Below are 17,785 nucleotides of genomic sequence, written 5' to 3'. Positions count from 1 at the left end.
CTCCTGCATGACTACCCGCATACTCGCCGTGGCCCCGCTGGCCATGGCCTTCTCGCTCGCCACTCCTGCCCACGCCGAAGACGCCGCAGCCGAAGGCGCCGCGATCATCGTCATCGGTCATGGCGATGCCTCCATTGCCGAACAAGAGGCAGCCGCAACGCCCGGCGGTACCGATGTCGTTGCTTACGAAGACTTCGCCGACCGCACCGTAATTTCCTTGCGCGATGCGCTGGCCTTTTCGCCCGGAGTCTACAGCCAGCCGCGCTTCGGACAGGAGGTCCGCATCTCGGTCCGCGGCTCGGGCCTCTCGCGCAGCTTCCACATGCGTGGCCTGACGCTGCTTCAGGATGGCGTTCCGATCAACCTTGCCGACGACAACGGCGATTTCCAGGAGCTTGAGCCGATCTTCCTCGATCATCTCGAGGTCTATCGCGGCGCCAATGCCCTTCGCTTCGGCTCAGGTACACTGGGTGGCGCGATCAATGGCGTAACGCCACGTGGCGACAGCGCGCGCGGGCTTTACGCCCGCGTCGATGGTGGCTCGTTCGGCCTCGCGCGCGGTCTGGTTTCCGCAGGCTTCGGCGATAGCACAGTCAATGCCTGGGCCGGGATCAGCGCCGACCGCCACGATGGTAACCGGCAACACGCCAGTCGCCGATCCCTACGCTTCAACGGCAACGTCGGTCTCTCTCTGGCCGAGAACCTCAGCACGCGCTTCTACGTCACCGTCAGCCATATCCGGCAGGAGTTGCCCGGCGCACTCTCCCTTGCCGATGCCCTGACCACGCCGCAGAAAGGCAACTTCACCGGCGATCAGGAACGCAATATCGATTCCCTGCGCTTGCAGAACCGTACAGCCTTCGATCTCGGCCCGCTCGAACTCACTGTCGGTGGCTTCTACAACATCAAGCAACTCGATCACCCGATCTTCATGGTGATCGACCAGAAGTCAGACGATCGCGGCCTCTTCGCCCGTGCCGAATGGGAGGCGGGGATTGTCTCGCTCACCATCGGCGGCGAATCCCGCTGGGGCACGACCCGCGCCCGGCAATTCATCAACAACGGCGGCAAGCGCGGCGCACTGACCTTCCGCGCACTGCAGCGCGCGCGCACGTCCTCCGCGTATGGGGAACTGCGGGTCTCTCCAGTGGAGAGTCTCACCCTGATTGCCGGGGGCATCTATGCCAATGGTGCTCGTCGGCAGGAACGCGAACTGCCTTCGACTGTCACCGGCAATGCCTCCTTCGATGCCTTCTCCCCCCGCTTCGGTGCACTGTGGATCCCGGCAGCAGGAGTTCAGGTCTATGCCAACTACAGCCGCTCTGCCGAATTCCCGACCTTCATCGAGCTTGCCCAGCAAGCCGCCTTCGTGCCCGTACGCCCGCAACGGGCTTGGACGGCGGAAATCGGCACGCGCGGCCGCATTGGCACCCTGGAATGGGACATATCGCTCTATCGTGCCGACCTGTACGGCGAGATGCTGCAGTACACACCCGATGCCAATGTCGGCATCCCCGCTGCCACGTTCAACGCAGGTCGCACGCGCCATCAGGGCGTCGAGGCCGGTCTCTCGTGGCAGCCGGCCGGCTGGCTCCGCCTTCGCCAGATCTGGCAGTATTCGGACTTCCGGTTCCGCGGCGATGTCCAGTTTGCCGACAACCGCCTGCCTGTCATCCCGCGCCATGTCCTGCGCAGCGAAGTCCGCCTGGGCGGCGATACCCTGCACATCGCACCCAGCCTCGAATGGGTCCCGCAGGGCGCCTTTGCGGACTATCGCAACACCGTTCGCGCGCCCGGCTATGCGCTTGTCGGATTAAGCGCGGGAGCCTCGCTGACGAGCGATATCGATCTCTTCGCCGACTTGCGCAACATCACTGGGAAGAAGGCCGTCGGCGACATCGCCGCCGTCATCACCGCATCTGGCACTTCGGCAATCTACTACCCGGTTGAGCGCCGCGAGGTCTATGCCGGCCTGCGCGCCAGGTTCTGACATCTTGACGAAGCGTGGTGGCGGCAGACAATGCTGCCGTCACCACACGGGCGCCAAGACTCCAGCATCGATCAACGACGGGATCACCTGAGCATGCGCGCGCCCCATTGACCTCGTCGGCGAATCCGCGCAATAGCGCCCCACCTCGCAAGAGGGGCGCTTAGCTCAGTTGGTAGAGCATCTCGTTTACACGTCGAGTGTCTTGAGGGCCGAGAACCGCAGGAAAGCTAGGCTTTTCGCTTCTTTACAGACTTCCGGTCGGGACTATGTCGGGACTTTGGTGCGCGAACCTCGCTCGCTTCGAGGGCGTTGCGCACGTCTTCGTCCAGGACGTGGGCGTAGCGCAGGGTGGTCTCTATGCGCTTGTGCTTGAGCGCTTCCTTGGCAGCGGCGAGTGAGCCGGTAGCGCGGACTATGCGCGTGCCGCGCGTGTGGCGCAGATCATGGATCCGGAAGGCGGTGACCTTGGCAGCCGCGAGGGCTTGTGCCCATGGCTTGCGCAGGGCGGTTGCTGTCAACGGATAGCGCTTGCCCTTGCGCCGATTGCCCCGGCTCTTCTGACAAACATAGGTGAAGACGAAGGGCTTGCCCTCCTCGGTGTCGGCTTGGGGCTGGCGCGCGATGATCTCGACGAGGGCAGTGGTCAAAGGGCGACTGACATAATCGCCACCCTTGATCTTGGTGACTGCCGACTTCGCAGGAAGGTTGAGGTCCTCCCAGCGCAAACCGAGGACCTCGGCGCGGCGCCAGCCCGACTTGAGCATGAAGTCCACCGCGTCGACCACGTCGTTTCGCAGGGCCAGCATCAGCTTGTCTTCCTCGAGGTGCTGCAGCTCGCGCGGGGGCTTGGCGGGGACCTTGTAGAAAAGGAGAGCCCAGTCGGGCATTTCGCCGACGTCGAACTTCGAGCGCTGGGCGCGGCGCCACATGGAGCGCGCGTTTTCGATCTCGCGATTCACCGATGCGTTTGACCGGCCGTCGCGGCGCTTCGCAAAAAAGATTTGCAGATCGCGGTCGCTGATCTCCGAGAGCAGCCGCGATCCGCCGAGGCCAGCGATCAGTTCCTCGAGCATGTAGCGAATGGTCGGCCAGCTGGGCAGGGTCTCGACGTGGTCCTGATAAAGGCTGGCAGCTTCGTTCACCGTGATGGGAGGGCGAACCGTTACCGGGTTTGCCGCGGCGTGGCGCTCCTTCCGCTCATAGGCCTCGGCCGCGCGCAGAGTGCTACAGCCGGTGGAGCCGTAGTAGCGCCTCCCCTTGAACTGGAAATCATAGTGGTAGTGGGGTTTGCCCTTGGGCTTATAGACACTCATGACCTTACCGCGCGCCGGTTTTCCTTCCGGCATTGCGAACGGTGAAAGGAATGATCTGCGCGCCTTTGCCCTTCTTCCGAGTGTTGCGGGTGGGCTGTGGCTTTGGCGGACATGCTGGCTGAACCGTGCGAAGAGAATCGATGAACGTCGTGAGATCGTCCTCGGTATATCGCACGGCTCGGCCGATCAGCACATAGCGCAGCTTTCCCTCGCTCCGCGCCTTGCGGAGCGTGCGAGGGGACAGGCTAAGGCGCTGCGCAGCCTCGGCTTCGGTCAGGAGGAGCTGACGGGTCACGGCTGCAGCCTTCTCACTGCATAGCGGCTGACTATGTGGCGCACGCCGTCGGCGAACTCGATCTGAATGGTGTTCATCTTTCCGACTGCGATTAGGCGGCAAGGGTGGCCGTGCCTATCGGGCAGGGTTGCACGAAGACGCCAGTAGTGGGTGAGAGGTTGGGTCACGCAGCCTCCCGCTGGCTGACTTCCCACGCCTCGGTGAGGCGGCGCACGGCTGTGGCGAAGTGCTTGGGGTTGTGCTCGATGCCGGTGAAGACCTTGCCCGCCTTGATCGCGGCAACTCCGGTGCTGCCAGTGCCCATGAAGGGATCGCAGACGGTGATACCAGCGACGTTGCGGGCGATCTTCTCCATCAGGTCAGCGGGCTTCACCGTCGGGTGGTCGTAGACGCTTTTGCGGATTGAGCCGCACTGGATCCAGCGGTGCTTGTCGTGATGTTCGCCCTGGGGAAAGTAGCCCCGGTTCCAAGCGTGGATGTAGGGCTCCATGTCGGCAAGGTAGTTCTTGTTCGCCATAGGCGAAGGGTTCGGCTTGATCCAGACGCCGAGCACTGCGCGATGGAAGCGCGGGCGCAGGTGAGCGAACATGTCGGCTACCAGCAGAGCGTCCTGCTCGCGATCGTCCTCGGCCAGCTCGGGAATGAGATCGCCCAGCTGATCGTTGTGGCAGAACACCACCACAGCACCGCTGCGCGAGGCATCGATGATCGAGCGATCGAACCCGCGATCGAGGCCTTCCTCGACGATCTGGTCGGATGCGCCGCGCGCCTTGCGGAAAGCGCCGCCGCCTGAATTGTCGAACGCATAGGGCGGGTCCATGACGTCGGCGTCCATCCAACCCAAGGTGGGCCGGCTGGCATAGGCATCGCCGAGGTAGAGGCGGTGCGGGCCGATAGAGACGGGGCTCACGACACTAGCTCTCGGAAGAGGATCGGCTGCACACTGCCATCGCTGTAGACCGCATCGAGCCAGAGATCCGCGCGAGGTTCATCACCCGTCCATTTGTCGGGGTAGGTTTTCGCTTCGATCAACTCGCGAATCCGCGCTTCCTCTTCGCCATTGATCAGATCGACACCGGCGCGGCGTTGGATGTCGAGGACCTGTTCGAGAGCCTGCGACCGCGCTTCGAGCGTGAGCGGCCCCATGCGTTGCGGGTTCTTCGCGATCGAACCATCTTTGAGCCGCTCGACGCCTCGCTTACGCAGTCTTTGCTCCGGCTTTCGCATCCATCGATAAAGCGGCTTGAGTTCAAGCAGTGGCGAAAGATGAGCCCATGTGGGCATCGCCACGATGGTTTCCAGCGCGGTGTCTCGCGCTGCGAGTGGGCAGCCGATGCAGCCTGTGCGGGCGTTGATTTCCTCGGCCTCGTCGCCGCCATAAGCATCCGCAAGGATCTGCGTTGGCCAGCCACCAAATTCGGGCATCGGAGCCCAAACCTTAAGCCAGTCCCAGATCCAGCAAACGCGCCAGTGCAGCAGCGGGGCGAGCGTCGCAATGCGGCCCTTGATCCCCTTGGCCTCGGGCAGCACCTGTTGGTACCAGCCTTGCCCACATTCTGCGCCATCCTTCGAACAGGACATGGCAATTCGACCATCGCGGATTGCGCTTTCCCCTTCGCGGACGCCGGTAAGCATCAGCGCCGTCCCGGGGAGCTGCTCGAGAGCAGTCTCAAGTGCGGCTGCCATTGGCTCAACCTTGATTTGCCGGGTGCACCAGCGGAGCGTGTTGTTGTTGGGTGGCGGCACGCCTCGGCCAAGGATGTAGACCATGAAGCGCTTGTCGAGCGGCGCGCGCACCACGATCACCTCGATCCAATCGAGCTCGCTCAGTTTCGCGATAATCTGCTCGGCAGCAAGCTGGATCGGCGGCAACTCCTGCCTGGTGTCCGCATAGAAGACATAAAGCTTCTTTGGCTTAGGCAGGTGGCCTGCCTGAACAAGGTGCACGATCAGGGTCAGCAGCGTGGTGCTATCCTTCCCAGCTGACCAAGCTACGGCGTAGTGCTCATGCTGTTTCCAGTAGGCCAAGAGTGATTGCAGGGTGAGTTCCACGCCTTCGCGGTGCACGTCATGGATGGAGAGCGGCTTCATGCCTGCAGTCCTTTCGCGATCGTGGGTTCGAGGTGGGCGCGGGGTGCTACCGTGGCGAGCTTGGCCTTGCCGGTGGCGACCAGGGCGAGTTGTTCCTCGAAAGTCTTGGGGCGGGCGGCTTCGGCCTTGCGCTCGGCCGCACGATCGCGGCGCCAGCGGGCCTTCGCCTCGTCGAATGGAAGTTCGTCGAGCAGCTGCCGGAAGGTGTAGATCTGGCGCGCTCCCTTCGGTGGCCAGAAGGGATCGACGTAAGCGCCCTTCTTCACGCGACCGGGCCGGATGGGCTCGGGCAGTTCCTCGCCCTTTGCGGCCAGTTCGGCGACGAGCTCGTCTCGCAGGCGGATCGCGCTGCTGTGGCCGATCGCGCAGAGGCGGGACGCACGCAGCACCGGCACCCGATTCAGCAGCATGGTGCGCAGGGCCGCGATCTGGCTGGCGTGAATGTGCCGGCTGTTCTCTGTCTGGACATGGCGCACGCCATCGATGTCGCAACCCGGCAGGCACTCGCCCTTGCGCTTGAGCCGTTTGATCAGGCGTTCGCGGATGCGGGTGCAGGTGGTCTTGGAGATCCCGCTGCGCGCCGAAATCTTGAGAACGCCGAGGCCCTGCATGTAGAGCGCCTCGACCTCTGCCCGCTGCTGCCGGGAAACCTTCACGCCCGAATAGCGCATGCCGCCGCCGGGAGGGGGCAGGAGCGCCTTGCCACGCTCGGCCAGGTCACGATTGTAACGGCGGCGTTGTTCGGCCACGCAAGCGGCAGAGATGCCGAGGCGAAGCTGGATGTCCACGCCCTTGAGGCCCTTCTTCAAGGCATAGCGCACCCGCTCCAGTCCTTCCGGTGTCAGGCGACCGTACTGGTCCCGCTGCGCCGGGGTGAAGCCTTTGCGGGTACAGAGGGCGATCAAAACTGCGTTGCATGCCGACGCCTCGGCCACGCCGAACTTCTCGCCGATGCGGGCGAATGACCATCGCTCTTCCTCGCGAAGGCGGATCGCCTCCTCGAGGTGCTCAGGCGGCAGGGCCGATGGCTTGCAACCGTTCTTGCGGGTCGAGCGGATGCCCAGCTTGTGCGCCTTGACGTGGATCGAATGCCAAGTGCGGTGTGGCAGGTGCTGGTGAACAGCTTCGACACCGCCCACCGGATAATACTCGCGCAGGCGAGCAATCTCCGCCGGGGTAAAGCGGGGGGTTTTATGAGCGGGCATGGCTGACCCTCGCAAAGTTGATTTCGAAGAGGAGGCCGAGCCACTGGACGGCGAGGGATTGACCCTCGCACCAGCCTTGGCCGTCGATGTCGGAGCCGGACCAGCGGCACAGATCGAAGCGGGGGAGGATGCGCTTCATTTTGCGCCTCCAAGCAGCTGTTCGGGCTCGGGCCAATTCCAGAAGCCCTGCGCGCCGCGCATGGGGATCGGGCTTTCCCATGGCTCGATGTCGAGCATGGGCCAGCCCCAGTTGGCGTGGCTGTCGCGGTCGCTGTCGTTGGCGCGGGGGACGCCGAATTCCTCGGCGATCTCGGTGCCGAGGCGCGGCACGCCGATTACGGCGGTGCCGATGCCGGCAGACATGGGCAGCAGCTCGCACAAGGGCATGAAAGCTCGGGCGAGGATCGGCGTTGCGAGATCGGGGTGCAGGCAGGTTTCAGCTGCAGCCAAGGCAAGTTCGTCGCAGGCGTTGCGGTTCGTGAGAATGTGCCAGAGAGCCGAGGCCTCCTCGCCGTCGATCTTCTTTGCCGCTGCGTGGATCACGATGCGCTGGCCGATCAGCGAGCGCGGTGCGCGCCAGCCACGGAACTCGTAGGGCTTGGCACCTGCGATGATGAGGCTGGCCCAAGGCTGCCAGATGGTGAGCGCTTTCATGCCGCACCCCCGGTCTCGACGTATCGGCCTTCAGCACGCGCGATGAATTCCTTCATCATTGCGATCATGTCTTCGCGGCTGCCGTTGCTGATGTAGTTCACGCGGCCGTTGTCGATCTGGCCGAACTCGGCGACGAGCATCACGAAGGCGAAGCGCTTTGGCTTACTTGCGCCGTTGAGCGTCTGGTCGATCGCCGTGGCCATGGCGTTCATGTTGGCCCGGTGGCGTGGTTCGATCGGACGGTGCGTCACGCTGCACCGCCTTCCTCGGCGGGGGCCGGTTCGTAGCGGGTGCCGCAGAAGGGGCAGAAGGTGTGGCCAAAGAGCCTGGGCTTTTTGCTACGGGTCTCGCGCTTGCCGTTGTCGCGGCGATCGAGCGGGGTGTAAGTCCGGGCGGTCAGCTCGTTTTGCTCGCGTGAGAAGCAGATTGCGATGTCGAGCTTGTGCTCGGGCAGCTTGCTCTGGATTTCACTGATGCAGTTGCAGGTCACTTGCGGGGCCTTTCGGTTGGTGAAGTCAGTCGCGCAGCCACCATGGCAGCGGGCGTGGTTCGGGTTCGGGAGGGCGCAGGGGCGCGTTTCGGAGCGCTTCGAGGCGATCGTGGCCGCGTTGCCATTCCTGCTGGGCGGCACGGCGGGCGAGTTCGTCCTCGGCTTCCTTCGGAGTGCAGCCTAGCTGCTGGGCAAGCTCGAAGGCCGCGCGGTGGGCGCGGTAGCGCTCGGCGAGGCTGGCAGACTTACGAGGCACCGCCGATGTTCCGGGGGCGCTGCATCTGCGGATCGGGCGCGATCATGCGGACTGCGAGGATCGCCTCCTGCAGCCGCTGCTGTGCGCGCCACTGCCGCATGTAAGCCCGGTCGGCGAGGTTGTCGGCCTCGGCCTGCTCTGCCGCCGTCAGGGAGCGCTGCAGGCGGATTGCGTCCAGTTCGGCTGCGCGGCGGAGCTGCTCGGGAAGAGCAATGCGGTGCCGGCGGCGATGCTGAATCACCATGGGCAGACCTCCCATGCATCGCACTGCTGGATCCCGGCGAGGATCTGCAGTCCGAAGTGCAGAACTGTGGCGACAGCGACAGCGAAGGCCGCAAGGCGCGCGGCATTGTGAAGCTGCTGCGCCATCACGCGGCGTCCTTCTGTTCGGTGATCAGGTCGTTGACCCGCTTCACCCAAGCCACGCGCTTCTGCGATCCCGGGGGCATGAGGGCCGCGCCTTCCTGCAGCAGGGCGAGCACCTGGCTGCGCAGGCGGACCTTGTCAGGCGAAGGCTTGCGCCGGCGGACGGTGCGGGCAGCGATGCCGGCGCGGGTGCAATCTTCGCACCAGGTGAAGCCGTTGCGGGTTGTCCAACCGACCGGCAACTTGCCATCGCCGGTGTTGTGGACGTTGCCGCACCCGCATTCGAACGGGACAGGCTGCTGCTTAATCGAGAGCTTCATGATCGTTGCCCCCTCACAGCCAAGGGAACAGCAGCGCAGCCCAGAGGGCAAAGCTGCAAAGAGCGATGAAGCCCGCATTGCGCGTGTATCTGCGAACACCTCGGCGCGGATGCGGGGTGCATAACCGGCACTGGCAGTACATCGGGTGAAAATCAGACGGCATGGTTGGCCTCCTGGTTGGTGCGCGATTGTGCGCTTGGAAATTCTCGGGAGATTTCTCTGGCGAGCTGGGAAAGGGCGGCGGTCCTGCGGCCCGGTTCGAGGTGCCAGCGCAGGGCGATCACGCACTCGGCCTGGTCGGCCAGCGCGTCGGAAAAGGTCCCTTCCTCGCGGGCGATCTCGGCGATGGTGCGCAGGCTGGCGTCGATCGCGGCGCGGCGCTGTTCAAGTGAGGCGATGGGGGCCGGTTCACCCTGCCCCGTGCAGATAAAGCGCCAGTCGGCGACGATCCGGCGGAAGGTGGCAATCTCTGCCTCGGCCTGCCCGGCTGACATCTTCCCTGCTGCGATCAGCGCGGGAAAGCGCTTCTCACGCATGGCAAGCATACGCTCGGCCATGGCGAGGAGATCGGCGTGATCGTGGATGCGGTTGGGAGGATCGAAGGTTTCAATGCCCTGCCAGATGCGCAGGCCCATCGCCTCCGCCCGCGCATCGGCAAAGCTGACCACTTCGCCGAGATTGATGCCCCGGCCGGTCATACGATGCGATCCGTGCGGACTGGCTGCTGGAAGACCCAGCATGAGACCGACTTCCCGTTGGGATAGTCAGGGTCGAGCACATTGACCGGGCCGTTCTTGACCCACTTGCGGGAGTGGCTTTGGCGCAGGACCTTCTTCAGCAGGTCCATGTTGGGCAGGCGCAGGCCTGCCTGGCTGCAGCGGCTTTCGAACTGCGGCAGGCTGACTGCCATCATCTTGTCGGGATCGCGATGGCAATTCAGGCTTTTGCCGGTCTTGTGCGCGTCGCCGGGTTCCCGGCCGATCAGGTATTCGACCTTTTCCCAGAATTCGGCGACCACGGGATGATCCGCGCCAATCGACTGCTGCCGGTCGATCGCTAGCCGATCGAGGCAGGCAATTGCCTCGGCAACCCATTCGCTCCGCACATTCGGAAACAGCTTGGGCAGGGCCTCCACCGCCGCTGCCAGCTGGGCGTGGTTCTTGATGATACGATCGTTATGGAGGCCATCGATGCGCCTGCGCATGTCGGCGTTGTGATGCTCGTAGCGCTCGGCGAAGAAGGGGAGATAGTTGCCCTCTGACCGGGCGACGTGGACGATCGTGCCAGAAACATCGTCGATCGGCAGTTCGCGCAGACGCTGGGCGCGCTTGCGGTTCTCGTCGGAGAAGCGCTCTTTGTCGATGTTCATGGAAACGAGGCGCTCGAGCACCGCGGCGTGTGCATCGATGCGCTCGTTCTGCATCAGGTAGAGCGTGCCGAGGAACGGCTGCTCGTTGATCTCGTAGCCGTCGGTCTTCTGACCCGTCGCACGCGGGTTGCGGCCGTCGTAGAGGATAAGCAGCTCGTTATAATCGAACTGCGCCTTTCCGGTGCGCTTCTCATCATCGCGCCGCCCTTCGATCAGGCCCTCGGGCAGGTTCGAGATACGCATCAGGACACGGCCAAGCGCGGCGCCGGTGACCTTGTTGGGGTCGTAACCTTCGTGGCCGTTGGCCCCGCCGCGTCCCAGCATCTTGTGCAGGAAGGCGATCAGCGTGGTCTTGCCCGAGCCGGGGATGCCGGTGACTTCAAGGAAAGGGATGGAGCCGTGCCAAAGCGGCGCGCCGCGCAGCTGCTGCGCAAAGAGCGAAAGGGTGAAGAAGGCGAGAGCGATCAGGCCCTTCTCGCCGTAGGCTCCCCAAAGGTCGGGCAGCCAATCGAACTTGAGATGATCGGGATCGTAGTTGATCCGCAGCAGGCGATCGTCCGACCGCAGCTTCACAGCCTGCTTGCCGAAGTCGAAGTACTTGTCGGAGTTGATCTTGTAGACCCGCCCCTCGCGCACGGCGAGATCGCCCAGCACCCACGCCTTGTGGTCTGCCGAGTACCCGGTGAACTTGATCGGGGTGACCACCTTGTCCAGCCCAGGCTGGTTCTTGACGATGCGGTCAAGCTGCTCGCCGGTGCCGCTCCATGTTCCGGCGAACGCCATCAGGCGCTTCTTGAAAGTCCCGGAATCGGCGAGCGCGTTATGCGAAAAGCGGGCCTTGGCGGTGGGACGCCTGCCCGGAAAATCGACCTTCAGGAAGTAGTTCGTCTCGTCGGCGACATCGTCGCGCTCGCGGTAGAGCACTCGGAAAGTGCAGTTGGCGATTTCCTCGACATCGAGGTGGACGGTTTCATCGCCGTCCTCATCCTTCGTGTGGCGCGCCTTGCACCAGTAAAGCCGATTGCCATGGCGAAAATCGAATGAGTGCCACAGCTTGCGCTCGTAGATGAGGCGCGCCTTCTTCTGCGCGCTCTCGACCAGCGTCAGTCGGCCATTGAAAAGGTACTCGTCGAACGCCTTTGCCCCCAACGGGGCCTTGTCCGGATCGCCGTCCCAATCGAGGTGTTCCTTGAGAAGATCATTCCAGTCCTTCTTGGTGCCCTCGCCATCAGGCTTCACCTGCAGCGCTTCGGCTTCCCACCCTTCGGCGCGAGCCTGTTTGACGTGCTTGCGGGATGCGCCGACACCGGCATCGCCGACGTCATAGGCAAAAAGCAGCTTTGGCCGGGTGGTGCGACCGATGCGCTCGAGCTCTACGCGCAGATCGGCGAGGAACTTCTCCGGCCAGTTGTTGGTGGACATGACCGATGCGGCCATCTTGCGCACCTGGCACAGGGCAACGGTATCGAAGATGCCCTCGGCGAAGAGGATTTCATCCGCCTTGGCGTAGTCCTCGATCGTGTATCGCGGCGGGGTCCAGACGTGGCCCTTGTAGGTTCCGCCGTATCCGAAGTTCGCCTTTGCCTTGAACCGGCCTACCCGGTCGATCAGGCGTTCCCAGAAGGTCTCGCCCACCTTGAAACGGACCGTGGCCGAGACCGCCCCGCTCTCGCTGTCGCGGTAGAGTTCCTGCGTGTAGGATCCGCGCAGGTACTGCAGATCGAGCATCCGATCATTGAGCAGATAGGCGTCCGCCGTGGCCGTGGGGTTTTCGGGCGTCGGGGCAAACCGCTTGGACCAATCCTCGAACAGATCGGGCAGGAGGTTGCGGACGGTGTCAGACCATCCGCAGTTGTCGGCCCGGCTGCACTTGACCACCTTGGGATCCTTGGCGGCGCAGAAGGCTTCACGCTTGCCGCACTGTGGGCACGTGCCTTCCTGCAGCCAGGAGCCCTTGGTCTTCCGGAACTTGAACTGCTCTTGCAGGCCTTTGATGATGTCGGCTTCGAGGCTCACTGGGCGCGCCCACCCTTGGCCTTGTCGCCGTTTGAAAGGGCTATCAGGTTGGCGGCGGAGGTGACGTAAAGCCGTCCGTACTCGGTGAGACGGTAGCTGCTGCTCATCTGGCGCTTGCGGCCCATGTGCCGCTTCCACTGGCTGTCCTGCCACTGCACGAGGCCCTTGAGCTCCCACGCCGGGGCTTCGAGCATCTCGATCATCGCAACGTCGAAGATGTCGGCCTCGCGGAACCCGGCGACCGAGGCGAGGAACTGGCGTTGGCGGCGGGTAAGGCGCGGCACGACCAGGCGCAGGGCCTTGTCGAAGCTCAGGCGCATCCGCGCCCGCTTCTCCATCTGATGTGGCGGAAACAGCGCCTTCATGCTGGCGGCAATGGTGGTGTTAACAGGCAAAGCTTCCCCCTCGCCCGGATCGCGGGCGTTCGATGGTCCAAGAATTTCAGAGTGGTTGGGGGCCGAGAGGCCCGATCAGGTCAGCCCGAGAACATGCTGATCTGCGCCGGGTCCTCGTCAGCCCTTCGTGCCGAGACGTGCGGCACTTGGTCACGCGGGCAGACCGGCAGGTCGAGGTCGGGCCGGTCGATCAGGCCAGGGCTGAAGGAATGCACGAAGACCACCTGCGCGGCGAAGGTGTGGCCGCAACCGGTGTTGGTGCAGTGCGCCTCAAGGTGCTTGACCTTCTCGGTGATCCGCTCCGACCGACGAATGAAGCAAGGCTCATCACACTTGGGACAGATGATGAAGGCGCTGTCCTTCGCCATCTTGCCGCCAGAGCGCAGGCGCGTCTGCAGCGGCGCATTGATCAAAGGGCGCGAGGCAAGATGGCCTTCACCGCTCATGGACGTTCCCCCGTTCCAAGCTGGAAACCAGCGACTGCATTTTCGAAAGTCCCTCGCGCGCTTCGTCGATCGCGCGGGCACGTGTAGCCGGGCAGTTGGCGCGGCTTGCCGATGCCAGAGCAGCGGCAACGGCCTCGCCCACTTCCTTCGCGACTTCGCCCGAGAGTGTCATAAGGTGCTCGGGGCTTTGTGGTTCGACCTGGTCGAGCTCTAGGAAAGCCTCGTATGCCGCGAAGAGCGGCGCGCCGTTGCCACCCGCACGGCGATACGCGGCATCAAGGCGCATGGCTGCCTGCAGGCTGACGTTGCGGCCCGTATCCGGGTCGGACATCTTGCGCAGCGACCATTCCGACATGCCGGTCACCTCTGCGCAGCCGTCATAGCCGAGCACCTTGGCGATATCGAGCAGCGCCGAGTGCGGTGTGAGCGGAGTGCGTTCCTTGGTCATGCGCGGGGCACCTTGGCGAGCACGCGATCGGCAGATGCGATGCGGCGTTCGAGCACCCTCTGGCGGGTAGGATTATGCGGAACATCCGGATCGGTGAGCGCCGTTTGCAGCACCGAACGGCACTGGCGCAGACATTCTGCGAGTTCCTGTTCGAGCACGGTCATGCGGTCCTCCGCTGCTCACGCGCGTCCAAAACGTTGATCCGATTGCCGTTTCCTTTGCGCTGTCCGACGGATACGACCGCGACGTCAGGGCCAGAAGCCATGTCGATGCCATACCAGCGCGGATGCGAACCGCGGGATTCCAACGGGTAGATGTCAGGGCGGAGATGATGGCGGGACACACCCGTCGCGCTTTCAACGCGCAGCACGTACTCGGCCGGAAGGCGCTTCGAGCTTTGCAGCCATTTCCAGACTGCAGGCTGCGACACGCCACAAATCCGCGCGAGTTCGGATTGCGATCCCGCTTTCGCCAAAGCGGACTGCAGGGCCTCGAAAGGGGTCGGGGTTAATTCCATGTGTTATAGCTATCACCGTTGTTATAGGCAGTCAATCACCAAACTTTGGTGGACAGCTATAAGCATGGTTATAGGGTCGGCCCGTGACTGATATCGGGACCCGCATTCTTGAACGGCTTGAAGCTCTTGGAATTACCCAATCCGAGCTGGCGCGCCGCGTTGGAATAACGCAGCCAGCTATTGCCAATTTGATCAAACGGGGTGGTCGTTCAAGCCACCTGCATAAAATCGCACGGGCGCTCGAGACTACGCCAGAGCATCTAGAGGGGCTGCCGGAGGCCGAGCGAATCGCCTCTCCCCGTTCCGGCTTCGGAGGGTTTCCCGTCCCGGCAGACGAGATCGAAGACGAAGACGACGAGATCGTCGAGATCCAAGAGCTTGATCTTGCCTTCGGCATGGGCGGTGGCAGCTATCTCGATCTGCCGGTCAAGGCCAAGCCGCGCCGCTTCACGCGCGGGTGGCTTCGCCTGTTCACCCAAGCGCCGCCATCGCGGATCTTCATCGCACAGGGTATCGGCGATTCGATGGCGCCGACGATCCAGAATGCCGACATCTGCATCATCGATACAGCCGACACACGTGTGAAGATGGGTGATCAGATCTGGGCGGTGGCCTATGGCGAAACCGGCCTGATCAAACGCCTGCGCCCGATGCCGGATGGCGGAGTGAAGATCATGTCTGACAATCCGTTGATCGAGGCAGAAACTGCCTATGACGGCGAGCTGCATGTGGTGGGGAAAGTTGTGGCCGTGGTGCGAAGGATGGCCGGCTGATGCAGCAGGAGCAGAGCGATCCGTTCGGGACGGTGACTGCAAAGCTGGACATGTTCTGGCTGACACTTGCCGCAGGCCATGATGAGGAAGTGGGCGAGCGCCTTGCCCGCGCGGGTTATTCCAATGTCTTCGATGCCATGCGCGACTTGCTCGATGACGTTCTGATTACGGCGCAGGACCTGCGCGAACGTGGGGAGGTCGAAGCCGCGGTGCAGATGGAAAAGCTGGCTGATGAGATTGCCAGCTATCTGAGCCCGCACTGATGCTGCCCAAGATGTTTTCCGGACTGGGAACTCACAACTATCAGCCAGAGCGGGTGGCCGAGGTAGAGGCTGCATTGGCGGCGATAATGGATGGCACCTTTGCCGGGGGCTGGGCCGAACTTGACGAAGTGCTGGCCGGCGCGGGCTTGGCCGATGCGTTTGCCGTTGTTGAACGCATGAGCCTTTTCCTTGACGAAAAGGCCGCCCTTTATCGCAGCGTTGGCGACGAAGAGAGAGCCGCGGCCGCTGATGACTGCCGGGCCAATCTTGCCACATGGATGCCGACGGCCAAATGACGCTGCCATCGCTTTCCCTCGCCGTGGTGGGCGCGGATTACGACAATGAGGACAAGGCGCGGAGCAACCGCCGGTTCGAGATCGCCCTGTGCAAGCCGGGTGACCTGATCCACCTTGTGCCAGAACCGAAGAACAAGGCCGATCGCAACGCCGTCGCCGTCTTCTCCGAGCGCGGCATCCAGATCGGATACATCACTGCAGAACGATGCGGGCGCATCGGCGCACTGATCCGCGAAGGCCGCGAAATCAAAGCCGTTTTTCAGCAGGCTGCACCCTACGGTTGTGTGATCCGCGTCGCATTCGACGGCGTGGCTCCGGTGGTAGACCTCGACGCAAAGCCGATTCCTCGCCGGCCAGAGGTGGCCGAGGGAGTGGACCCGGATTTTGAGTTTGAACCGGACCCGGAGTGGCCGGATTGAGGGGGGATAATCCTTGGGATCAACGGTCGCAATCGTGAGGAAGGCGTGAAGGCACTTGCACTTTCGCTTCTCTTCCTAGCCGCAGTATCCGTAGGGGATGGCGTACACGGCCCAGATCAGCACCCCAGCGCCAGCGCTGCTGATCGGACCACTAAGCAGAATGAGCAGCGCGTTGCGACCATCAGGCCAGAAGTCCCGGCAGATGACATAGCCCCCGCGCGCGCCCACGATCAAACCCAACAGCATCGGAAGCCAGAAGATGAGGCGTTGGATCTGAACAGGAAGGCGGTTGATGCGGCAGCGCAATCCGCCAAGGCGGCGTGGTTCACTTTTTTCCTCACCGCTTTCGTGGGCGTACCAACTCTCGTCGCCGCTGGCCTTGCGGCTTACTATTCGGGCCGATCCGCGCGCCATGCCCGCGAAAATATTGAAGCGCTTTACGAAGCCGAACGCGGTATTCTTCATGCCCAGGGTGGGGAGGTGGAACGTTCGACGCATAGCGGCGAGCTCATGGTTTCCATTGAGTTCCTCAATCGAGGCCGTGCTTTTGCCCAGATAATTGAATTCGGAGCGATGAAAGATGTTGCTGGCGGAGGTCCCAATTCTGCGCCGCGTTGGACCTTTGTAGGCCCCGGTGAAGTGGGCCAAGTTCCAGCGTTTCCCGCCCCTGCCCGAGGAGCAGAAGCGGTTATCGATTGCTGGATAACATACCGGTCGGTCGGACCCGCGGTCTACAAGTCGCACTTCGTCGTAACTGTGGGTTGGCGGGACATAAGCTACACTCATGGGCTGGGCGGCTACATCGGCTGGAGAGTGGATGTTTCCAATAATAGAGGCCATCCCGACGACACCTAAGATCAAGCCCAACATCACGCACTCTCCAGCGAGACCTTCTGCTGGATGCCGTTAGCACCGAGCGAGGTCTCGACGCTCTCGACCAGCCAGTTCATCCCATCAACCCGCGTGTTCCAGCCTGACAACTTCACGCGGGCGTTGGGCTGGATCTGCATGTCGGCCTGGGCGAGGTCGTATTCGAACTTGAACGCGCTGCGCTTGCCCTTGCCCGCTGCTGCCTTTGCCGCCTGCTGCGCCTCGGCCTGACTGCCATAGACCCGCTTGAGCTTCTTCGGCTTCGTCCCCCCGGTGCCGACCTTCTTACGCTTGCCATCGGCGGGATCATGCCACTCGGCCTCGGCCCCGTCGTTCTCCTCGCGATCGGCGCGGGAGAAGCGCCATGTCCAGCCATCACGGCGGGTGAGCGTGAGCGAGGGTATGGTCTTGCCGCCTGGCGTGGTCTGCGCGCCAACGGGCATGAAGATCAGCTTGCGGTCCTTCCACGTGGCCAAGGCATCAAAGCGGCTGCCGAGATCCTTGACCAGGGCCATGTCGCTTTTGCCGTGCTGATCGAGCACCGCAATGGCAAGGCCGCGCAGATCGGGATGGACAAGGCTTTCCACGCCATAGCGTCCAGCGATCGTATCGAGCACCGCGCCAACGGTGGTATCGCGCCAAACCTTGGTCCGGCGCTTGCGATAATCTCCGCCCAGATCTGCCGAGCGGGCGCGAATGGTGATCACGTCGGGCGGCCCGCTTTCCTCGACCTCGTCAACCTTGAAGCGGCCCTTGCCGACGAGGCCGGTGAAGGGCCCGCCCACTTTCCAACCCAGCGCCAGCGTGAGAACGCGGCCAGTCTCGGGCGCAGCGAGACGGCCGTCATGGTTGTGCAGGGTCAAAGACAGCTCGTCGGCCTCGTCGCCGCGCTTCTCGCTCAACGTCAGCTCAAGGAAGCGCGGGTTGATCTTGGCGGCGAGATCGGTGCCGTCATCGAGCAGCAGCTGCAGGCCTGCGATATTCGCGCCCACT

26 protein-coding genes and 1 pseudogene are annotated in these 17,785 nt (G+C 63.3%); 5 read left to right on the top strand and 22 right to left on the bottom strand.

The window, feature by feature from the left end:
- Positions 1 to 7 precede the first annotated feature (7 nt).
- Complete coding sequence (locus AX703_RS21820; RefSeq protein ID WP_062347211.1) at positions 8 to 1,990, top strand: TonB-dependent receptor domain-containing protein; 1,983 nt, start codon at positions 8 to 10, stop codon at positions 1,988 to 1,990.
- Between the two features lie 227 nt (positions 1,991 to 2,217).
- On the opposite strand, the gene AX703_RS21815 is transcribed toward AX703_RS21820, so the two are convergent.
- The 20 genes and pseudogenes from AX703_RS21815 to AX703_RS26945 all read right to left on the bottom strand — a co-directional run bounded on the left by AX703_RS21815 (position 2,218) and on the right by AX703_RS26945 (position 14,171).
- Positions 2,218 to 3,303 (bottom strand): site-specific integrase, encoded by a 1,086-nt coding sequence (locus tag AX703_RS21815; protein WP_062347209.1) that lies wholly within the window; start codon positions 3,301 to 3,303, stop codon positions 2,218 to 2,220.
- Between the two features lie 4 nt (positions 3,304 to 3,307).
- Positions 3,308 to 3,598 (bottom strand): helix-turn-helix domain-containing protein, encoded by a 291-nt coding sequence (locus AX703_RS21810; RefSeq protein WP_062347207.1) that lies wholly within the window; start codon positions 3,596 to 3,598, stop codon positions 3,308 to 3,310.
- A gap of 163 nt (positions 3,599 to 3,761) precedes the next feature.
- On the bottom strand, positions 3,762 to 4,508 hold the full coding sequence (locus tag AX703_RS21805) for a DNA methyltransferase (RefSeq protein WP_062347206.1): 747 nt from the start codon (positions 4,506 to 4,508) through the stop codon (positions 3,762 to 3,764).
- Positions 4,505 to 5,689, bottom strand: coding sequence for a phosphoadenosine phosphosulfate reductase family protein (locus AX703_RS21800; RefSeq protein ID WP_062347205.1), 1,185 nt, complete (start codon positions 5,687 to 5,689; stop codon positions 4,505 to 4,507). The genes AX703_RS21805 and AX703_RS21800 overlap by 4 nt, the downstream gene beginning before the upstream one ends.
- Positions 5,686 to 6,894 (bottom strand): hypothetical protein, encoded by a 1,209-nt coding sequence (locus AX703_RS21795; RefSeq protein WP_062347204.1) that lies wholly within the window; start codon positions 6,892 to 6,894, stop codon positions 5,686 to 5,688. The genes AX703_RS21800 and AX703_RS21795 overlap by 4 nt, the downstream gene beginning before the upstream one ends.
- On the bottom strand, positions 6,881 to 7,033 hold the full coding sequence (locus AX703_RS27585) for a hypothetical protein (protein ID WP_156452169.1): 153 nt from the start codon (positions 7,031 to 7,033) through the stop codon (positions 6,881 to 6,883). The genes AX703_RS21795 and AX703_RS27585 overlap by 14 nt, the downstream gene beginning before the upstream one ends.
- Positions 7,030 to 7,548, bottom strand: coding sequence for an ASCH domain-containing protein (locus AX703_RS21790; protein ID WP_062347203.1), 519 nt, complete (start codon positions 7,546 to 7,548; stop codon positions 7,030 to 7,032). The genes AX703_RS27585 and AX703_RS21790 overlap by 4 nt, the downstream gene beginning before the upstream one ends.
- Positions 7,545 to 7,799, bottom strand: coding sequence for a hypothetical protein (locus AX703_RS21785; RefSeq protein ID WP_062347201.1), 255 nt, complete (start codon positions 7,797 to 7,799; stop codon positions 7,545 to 7,547). The genes AX703_RS21790 and AX703_RS21785 overlap by 4 nt, the downstream gene beginning before the upstream one ends.
- A complete protein-coding gene (locus AX703_RS21780) occupies positions 7,796 to 8,038 on the bottom strand; it encodes a hypothetical protein (RefSeq protein ID WP_062347199.1) in 243 nt (80 codons plus the stop codon). Before AX703_RS21780 ends, AX703_RS21785 begins: the two co-directional genes overlap by 4 nt.
- A 25-nt stretch (positions 8,039 to 8,063) precedes the next feature.
- Complete coding sequence (locus tag AX703_RS21775; protein WP_062347197.1) at positions 8,064 to 8,294, bottom strand: hypothetical protein; 231 nt, start codon at positions 8,292 to 8,294, stop codon at positions 8,064 to 8,066.
- On the bottom strand, positions 8,284 to 8,538 hold the full coding sequence (locus tag AX703_RS21770; RefSeq protein ID WP_062347195.1) for a hypothetical protein: 255 nt from the start codon (positions 8,536 to 8,538) through the stop codon (positions 8,284 to 8,286). The genes AX703_RS21775 and AX703_RS21770 overlap by 11 nt, the downstream gene beginning before the upstream one ends.
- Positions 8,532 to 8,663, bottom strand: coding sequence for a hypothetical protein (locus AX703_RS28730; RefSeq protein WP_255355095.1), 132 nt, complete (start codon positions 8,661 to 8,663; stop codon positions 8,532 to 8,534). Before AX703_RS28730 ends, AX703_RS21770 begins: the two co-directional genes overlap by 7 nt.
- Positions 8,663 to 8,980 (bottom strand): hypothetical protein, encoded by a 318-nt coding sequence (locus AX703_RS21765; RefSeq protein ID WP_062347193.1) that lies wholly within the window; start codon positions 8,978 to 8,980, stop codon positions 8,663 to 8,665. Before AX703_RS21765 ends, AX703_RS28730 begins: the two co-directional genes overlap by 1 nt.
- Positions 8,981 to 9,132: 152 nt before the next feature.
- A complete protein-coding gene (locus AX703_RS21760) occupies positions 9,133 to 9,678 on the bottom strand; it encodes a hypothetical protein (protein ID WP_062347190.1) in 546 nt (181 codons plus the stop codon).
- Between the two features lie 1,874 nt (positions 9,679 to 11,552).
- Positions 11,553 to 12,077 (bottom strand): annotated as a pseudogene (locus AX703_RS28995) (toprim domain-containing protein); the annotation flags it as partial.
- Between the two features lie 284 nt (positions 12,078 to 12,361).
- Positions 12,362 to 12,760, bottom strand: coding sequence for a hypothetical protein (locus AX703_RS21750; protein ID WP_156452168.1), 399 nt, complete (start codon positions 12,758 to 12,760; stop codon positions 12,362 to 12,364).
- An 80-nt stretch (positions 12,761 to 12,840) separates the two neighbouring features.
- Positions 12,841 to 13,206 (bottom strand): ogr/Delta-like zinc finger family protein, encoded by a 366-nt coding sequence (locus AX703_RS21745; RefSeq protein ID WP_062347185.1) that lies wholly within the window; start codon positions 13,204 to 13,206, stop codon positions 12,841 to 12,843.
- A complete protein-coding gene (locus AX703_RS21740) occupies positions 13,196 to 13,654 on the bottom strand; it encodes a hypothetical protein (RefSeq protein WP_062347183.1) in 459 nt (152 codons plus the stop codon). Before AX703_RS21740 ends, AX703_RS21745 begins: the two co-directional genes overlap by 11 nt.
- Positions 13,651 to 13,818: a hypothetical protein gene (locus tag AX703_RS27580; RefSeq protein WP_156452167.1), complete on the bottom strand. Its 168-nt coding sequence runs from the start codon at positions 13,816 to 13,818 to the stop codon at positions 13,651 to 13,653. The genes AX703_RS21740 and AX703_RS27580 overlap by 4 nt, the downstream gene beginning before the upstream one ends.
- Positions 13,815 to 14,171, bottom strand: a complete 357-nt coding sequence (locus AX703_RS26945) for a YdaS family helix-turn-helix protein (protein ID WP_082734734.1) — start codon at positions 14,169 to 14,171, stop codon at positions 13,815 to 13,817. Before AX703_RS26945 ends, AX703_RS27580 begins: the two co-directional genes overlap by 4 nt.
- A gap of 83 nt (positions 14,172 to 14,254) precedes the next feature.
- Between AX703_RS26945 and AX703_RS21730 the strand changes: the two genes are divergently transcribed.
- From AX703_RS21730 to AX703_RS21715, 4 genes are read left to right on the top strand one after another with little or no spacing between them, the layout of a single operon-like run.
- Complete coding sequence (locus AX703_RS21730; RefSeq protein WP_082734733.1) at positions 14,255 to 14,944, top strand: XRE family transcriptional regulator; 690 nt, start codon at positions 14,255 to 14,257, stop codon at positions 14,942 to 14,944.
- Positions 14,944 to 15,207: a hypothetical protein gene (locus AX703_RS21725; protein WP_062347178.1), complete on the top strand. Its 264-nt coding sequence runs from the start codon at positions 14,944 to 14,946 to the stop codon at positions 15,205 to 15,207. Before AX703_RS21730 ends, AX703_RS21725 begins: the two co-directional genes overlap by 1 nt.
- Positions 15,207 to 15,503: a hypothetical protein gene (locus AX703_RS21720; protein ID WP_062347176.1), complete on the top strand. Its 297-nt coding sequence runs from the start codon at positions 15,207 to 15,209 to the stop codon at positions 15,501 to 15,503. The genes AX703_RS21725 and AX703_RS21720 overlap by 1 nt, the downstream gene beginning before the upstream one ends.
- Positions 15,482 to 15,922 (top strand): HIRAN domain-containing protein, encoded by a 441-nt coding sequence (locus tag AX703_RS21715; protein ID WP_156452166.1) that lies wholly within the window; start codon positions 15,482 to 15,484, stop codon positions 15,920 to 15,922. Before AX703_RS21720 ends, AX703_RS21715 begins: the two co-directional genes overlap by 22 nt.
- A gap of 75 nt (positions 15,923 to 15,997) precedes the next feature.
- Here AX703_RS21715 and AX703_RS21710 read toward each other — a convergent pair whose 3' ends face one another.
- Complete coding sequence (locus AX703_RS21710; protein WP_062347174.1) at positions 15,998 to 16,570, bottom strand: hypothetical protein; 573 nt, start codon at positions 16,568 to 16,570, stop codon at positions 15,998 to 16,000.
- Positions 16,571 to 16,791: 221 nt separating this feature from the next.
- Positions 16,792 to 17,784: a contractile injection system protein, VgrG/Pvc8 family gene (locus tag AX703_RS21705; protein WP_062347172.1), complete on the bottom strand. Its 993-nt coding sequence runs from the start codon at positions 17,782 to 17,784 to the stop codon at positions 16,792 to 16,794.
- Position 17,785 lies beyond the last annotated feature (1 nt).

Origin of the sequence: Novosphingobium sp. CCH12-A3, from assembly GCF_001556015.1 — a bacterium.
Classification (GTDB): domain Bacteria; phylum Pseudomonadota; class Alphaproteobacteria; order Sphingomonadales; family Sphingomonadaceae; genus Novosphingobium; species Novosphingobium subterraneum.
Note: the sequence above shows the minus strand (reverse complement) of the source record. Positions and strands in the feature narration are given on the sequence as shown.

What these genes read in the sequence shown, in the direction of transcription:
- AX703_RS21765 (WP_062347193.1), bottom strand. Translation starts at nt 8,980, where the DNA reads ATGAAGCTCTCGATTAAGCAGCAGCCTGTCCCGTTCGAATGCGGGTGC.
- AX703_RS28730 (WP_255355095.1), bottom strand. Translation starts at nt 8,663, where the DNA reads ATGGCGCAGCAGCTTCACAATGCCGCGCGCCTTGCGGCCTTCGCTGTC.
- AX703_RS21725 (WP_062347178.1), top strand. Translation starts at nt 14,944, where the DNA reads ATGCAGCAGGAGCAGAGCGATCCGTTCGGGACGGTGACTGCAAAGCTG.
- AX703_RS27580 (WP_156452167.1), bottom strand. Translation starts at nt 13,818, where the DNA reads ATGACCGTGCTCGAACAGGAACTCGCAGAATGTCTGCGCCAGTGCCGT.
- AX703_RS21715 (WP_156452166.1), top strand. Translation starts at nt 15,482, where the DNA reads ATGGATGCCGACGGCCAAATGACGCTGCCATCGCTTTCCCTCGCCGTG.
- AX703_RS27585 (WP_156452169.1), bottom strand. Translation starts at nt 7,033, where the DNA reads ATGAAGCGCATCCTCCCCCGCTTCGATCTGTGCCGCTGGTCCGGCTCC.
- AX703_RS21800 (WP_062347205.1), bottom strand. Translation starts at nt 5,689, where the DNA reads ATGAAGCCGCTCTCCATCCATGACGTGCACCGCGAAGGCGTGGAACTC.
- AX703_RS21815 (WP_062347209.1), bottom strand. Translation starts at nt 3,303, where the DNA reads ATGAGTGTCTATAAGCCCAAGGGCAAACCCCACTACCACTATGATTTC.
- AX703_RS21720 (WP_062347176.1), top strand. Translation starts at nt 15,207, where the DNA reads ATGCTGCCCAAGATGTTTTCCGGACTGGGAACTCACAACTATCAGCCA.
- AX703_RS21795 (WP_062347204.1), bottom strand. Translation starts at nt 6,894, where the DNA reads ATGCCCGCTCATAAAACCCCCCGCTTTACCCCGGCGGAGATTGCTCGC.
- AX703_RS21770 (WP_062347195.1), bottom strand. Translation starts at nt 8,538, where the DNA reads ATGGTGATTCAGCATCGCCGCCGGCACCGCATTGCTCTTCCCGAGCAG.
- AX703_RS21740 (WP_062347183.1), bottom strand. Translation starts at nt 13,654, where the DNA reads ATGACCAAGGAACGCACTCCGCTCACACCGCACTCGGCGCTGCTCGAT.
- AX703_RS21820 (WP_062347211.1), top strand. Translation starts at nt 8, where the DNA reads ATGACTACCCGCATACTCGCCGTGGCCCCGCTGGCCATGGCCTTCTCG.
- AX703_RS21745 (WP_062347185.1), bottom strand. Translation starts at nt 13,206, where the DNA reads ATGAGCGGTGAAGGCCATCTTGCCTCGCGCCCTTTGATCAATGCGCCG.
- AX703_RS21760 (WP_062347190.1), bottom strand. Translation starts at nt 9,678, where the DNA reads ATGACCGGCCGGGGCATCAATCTCGGCGAAGTGGTCAGCTTTGCCGAT.
- AX703_RS21790 (WP_062347203.1), bottom strand. Translation starts at nt 7,548, where the DNA reads ATGAAAGCGCTCACCATCTGGCAGCCTTGGGCCAGCCTCATCATCGCA.
- AX703_RS26945 (WP_082734734.1), bottom strand. Translation starts at nt 14,171, where the DNA reads ATGGAATTAACCCCGACCCCTTTCGAGGCCCTGCAGTCCGCTTTGGCG.